Annotated in this window: 4 protein-coding genes; 2 read left to right on the plus strand and 2 right to left on the minus strand. The window is 36.3% G+C overall.

Annotation, left to right across the window (positions count from 1 at the left end; translation table 11 throughout):
• Both ACY65O_RS18345 and ACY65O_RS18350 read left to right on the plus strand, forming a co-directional pair.
• Positions 1 to 453 (plus strand): energy transducer TonB (locus tag ACY65O_RS18345; protein WP_462222311.1); only part of this gene is annotated, 453 nt, incomplete at its 5' end.
• Positions 454 to 511: 58 nt separating this feature from the next.
• Positions 512 to 1,768, plus strand: coding sequence for a nucleoside permease (locus ACY65O_RS18350; RefSeq protein WP_462222312.1), 1,257 nt, complete (start codon positions 512 to 514; stop codon positions 1,766 to 1,768).
• A 55-nt stretch (positions 1,769 to 1,823) separates the two neighbouring features.
• Here the strand turns inward: ACY65O_RS18350 and trxA are convergent, their stop codons facing one another.
• Together trxA and dnaE are read right to left on the minus strand one after the other, a co-directional pair.
• Positions 1,824 to 2,141, minus strand: a complete 318-nt coding sequence (gene trxA, locus ACY65O_RS18355; protein WP_462222313.1) for a thioredoxin — start codon at positions 2,139 to 2,141, stop codon at positions 1,824 to 1,826.
• Positions 2,142 to 2,286: 145 nt separating this feature from the next.
• The coding region (gene dnaE, locus ACY65O_RS18360) for a DNA polymerase III subunit alpha (RefSeq protein WP_462222314.1) at positions 2,287 to 4,110 on the minus strand (1,824 nt) is incomplete at its 5' end.

Below are 4,110 nucleotides of genomic sequence, written 5' to 3' on the forward strand. Positions count from 1 at the left end.
AATAATACATTTATCGAAAAACATTTTTCTTTCTCTAAAAAGGGAGAAAAAAAATTTGAAGTTAAGTTTGTTGGGCAACGTGGTATTTTAACTACCTATGATAGCACAGGAGTTAAAATTGATTCTGTTTTTAACAGGGAGCTTACAGAGGCATCGTTTCCCGGAGGTGACAGAGCATGGCGGAGCTATCTTGAAAAAAATCTTAATACCGAAGTGCCGGGAAATAGAGGGGCACCATCAGGAACTTATAGTGTAGTAATAAAATTTATGATTACCAGGGAAGGTGTCATTGAAGATATTCAAGCAGAAAATTCTCCTGGATATGGTATTGCAGAGGAAGTAATTAGAGTAATAAAGAAGGTGCCAAAATGGATACCGGCTAAACAATATGGCAAAAATGTTGATGCATACAGAAGGCAACCAGTTGCTTTTTCAGTAGATAATGGAAGATAATTTTGTGATGTTTTTTAGTGAATAAATGTATATCTTCCAACTCTAAACAAAATGAAAAATGAGTATTAAGTTTCGGCTGACGATTTTAAGTTTTTTACAATTTTTTATTTGGGGAGCATGGTTAATTACGGTGGCCAATTATTGGTTTGGTACCAAACAATGGGGCGGCAAAGAGTTTGGGGATGTTTTTGCAACCTTAGGAATTTCTTCTATTGTAATGCCTGCACTAACCGGTATTATTGCCGACAGATGGATGAGTGCAGAAAAATTGTATGGTATTTTACATATACTGGGTGGTATAGCGCTGGCATACATTGCACATGTAGATGATCCCAATACTTTTTATTATGTTATTCTGGTAGCAATGCTTTGTTATATGCCTACTATTTCCTTATCTAATTCCATCGGTTATACCATTTTAAAAACGAACAATTATGATGTAGTAAAAGTTTTTCCTCCTATACGTGTTTGGGGAACAATAGGTTTTATTGCGGCCATGTGGGTTACTAACCTTACCGGCAATAAAGCATCGGCCAATATGTTTTATATTTCTGCTGCTGCATCATTTGTACTCGGTATCTATTCTTTTACATTACCCAATTGCCCGCCACAAAAACTTATCTCACAAAATGCGTCATTAACAGAAAAATTAGGACTGAATGCGTTTAAATTATTTGCCAATTATAAAACAGCTTTATTTTTTATTTTTTCAATGTTTTTAGGAGGCGCTTTACAGTTGACAAATATGTATGGTGATGTTTTCTTGTCTGATTTTTCTAAAATCCCTAAGTATGCAGATTCGTTTGTTTCAAAATATTCCACGATTATTATGTCCATCTCACAGATATCAGAAACCTTATTCATTCTTGCTATTCCATTCTTTTTAAAAAGATTTGGCATTAAGAATGTAATGCTGATAAGTATGTTTGCCTGGGTACTGCGTTTTGGTTTATTTGCCTACGGCGATCCTACAACAGGGTTGTGGATGATCATTGTTTCCTGTGTTGTTTATGGAATGGCATTTGATTTTTTCAATATCTCCGGCTCCTTGTTTATAGAAACTACTACAAGCCCGGCCATTCGCTCAAGCGCACAAGGTTTGTTTATGATGATGTCGAATGGCTTTGGTGCTTACTTTGGCGCTAAAATAAGCGGCATTGCTATTGATAAATATTTTACCCTCGCCGATAAATCAAGAGACTGGCATGGCATCTGGCTTTCCTTTTCTATTTATGCATTGGTGATAGCCATTTTGTTTGGCATTTTGTTTAAACATAAACACGACCCCAAAGCTCTTCAAAACGTAACACATTAAAATAAAAAATCCTCTGCATTACACAGAGGATTTTTCTTTTAACAGAAGTTACTAATTATTTTAACGCTTCAATCTTTTTTACAAAGTTTGCTTTAGGTTGTGCACCAACTAATTTGTCAACCACCTGGCCACCTTTTACAAAAAGAATTGCAGGAATACTGGTGATGCCATAGTTCATAGAAACCTGTGGGTTATGATCAACATTTACTTTACCAATGTTCACCTTGCCTTCGTATTCCTTTGCCAATTCTTCAATAACCGGACCTATTGCACGGCATGGGCCACACCATTCTGCCCAAAAATCAATAACGGTTAATTTATCACTATCTAAAACGTCTGTTTTAAAATTTGCATCTGTGAATTCGTGTGCCATAATATATTTTGTTTTTATTTTTTTAGAAAGAGGACAAATTTAAGCCCAAACTTTCTATTGTGCTGTAATGACATATCCACACTGTGTTAATGTGCCATCCTGCCGCTTAAGATGTCATGACGGCTTGAAGCCGTCGGACACTTGCCTAAGCCGTTACCACACTCACTTCCACATCTAAATTATCGTTTAAAAACAGGGCCATTTCGTCGTTCATAGTAAAACCTTTCTCCAAACTGTACATGCCTACTTTATAATTATTACGCAGATCTTTAACATTAAATTTTAACGATGTTTTGCCGGGGTTGCTCTTTACATTATTATCAATAAAGTTTATCATGCCTTCATTTATAAACTGCGGCTGCACATCAATTACTACCTGCTTAGTTAAATTTGGTTTTACGGTTTCTAACAAATGTATCCTGCTTAAATTAAATTGATATTCTGTGCTGTTGTAGCGTTGTTTAAATCCGCCTTCTACTAAAACTATCATTCCCTTCTCTAAATAATTTTGATATTTTACATAATCTTCACTCCACAACATAAATTCGGCTTTGCCTGTAAAATCTTCTATGGTTAAGATGCCAAAATTTTTGCCCGTTTTAGTAAGGCGGTGTGCCGCATCAATTACCAAACCTGCCACACGAAATTGTTTTGCAGGATTAGGATTGCTGTTAACATTGTTTTTAAACTCTACATAATCTGCAAGCGAAGTAATATTGTAATGTTTTAATTCAAACTTATAATTATCTAACGGATGGCCACTGATGTACATGCCCGTAACATCTTTTTCATAATCTAATTGCTGCACTAAAGGCCATGGTTCGCAAACAGATAATTTTGGTGTTGATATTTCGGGCATTGCCAGATCGCCAAATAATGTATTGGAAGTATTGGCAGTTTGCGATTGAAAAACATTGCCAAACTTAATAATTTTTTCCAGCCCCGAAACATCACCCGGTGCCTGGTAAAAATATTGTGCCCTTATAATATCAGTAAAACAATCAAAGGCACCGCTGTATGCCAAACTCTCCATCGATTTTTTATTTACCGATTTTTGATTGCATCTTTTTGCAAGATCAAAAATGGTTTTAAAAGCACCGTGTTTATCTCTTTCAATAATAATATCTTCAATAGCTTTTTCTCCCACACCTTTTAAACCGCTGAAACCAAAACGAATTTCTCCTTTTTTATTTACAGCAAAACCATTCTGGCTTTCATTAATATCAGGGCCCAGTACGGTTAAGCCCATACGCTTACATTCTTCCATAAAGAAAGTTATCTTATCAATACTGCCGGCATGATTTAAAACTGCCGCCATATATTCGCTGGGGTAATGTGCTTTTAAATACGCTGTTTGATACGCCACAAATGCATAACAGGTACTGTGCGATTTATTAAATGCGTATTGTGCAAAGGCTTCCCAATCTGTCCAGATCTTTTCTAACTTTTCTGCCGGATGATTTTTTGCAGTGGCGCCTTCAATAAACTGTGCCTTCATTTTATTAAGCACCGCAATTTGTTTTTTACCCATCGCCTTACGTAACACATCCGCATCACCTTTACTAAAGCCTGCTAATTTTTGACTGAGTAACATCACCTGCTCCTGGTACACCGTAATACCGTAAGTTTCTTTCAGGTGTTCTTCCATATCGGGCAAATCGTATTCCACCTGTTTTTTGCCGTGCTTGCGATCAATGTAATCCGGTATGTAACTCATTGGTCCCGGACGATACAGCGCATTCATTGCAATGAGATCATCAAACTTGTCCGGTTTTAATTCCCGTAAATATTTTTGCATACCGGCGCTTTCAAATTGAAAGGTTCCGTTAGTATCGCCTCGCTGGTAAAGCTGGTAAGCTTTTTCATCATCCAAAGGAATAAGATCAATATCTATAATTACACCATGATTTTTTTTGATAAGAGATAACGCCGTTTTTAAAATGCTTAAAGTTTTTAAACCCAAAAAGTC

The organism is Ferruginibacter sp., assembly GCF_031430955.1.
Classification (GTDB): domain Bacteria; phylum Bacteroidota; class Bacteroidia; order Chitinophagales; family Chitinophagaceae; genus Ferruginibacter.

Excerpts from the sequence above, each read along its gene's own strand:
- ACY65O_RS18350 (WP_462222312.1), top strand. The coding sequence starts at position 512 with ATGAGTATTAAGTTTCGGCTGACGATTTTAAGTTTTTTACAATTTTTT.
- trxA (WP_462222313.1), bottom strand. The coding sequence starts at position 2,141 with ATGGCACACGAATTCACAGATGCAAATTTTAAAACAGACGTTTTAGAT.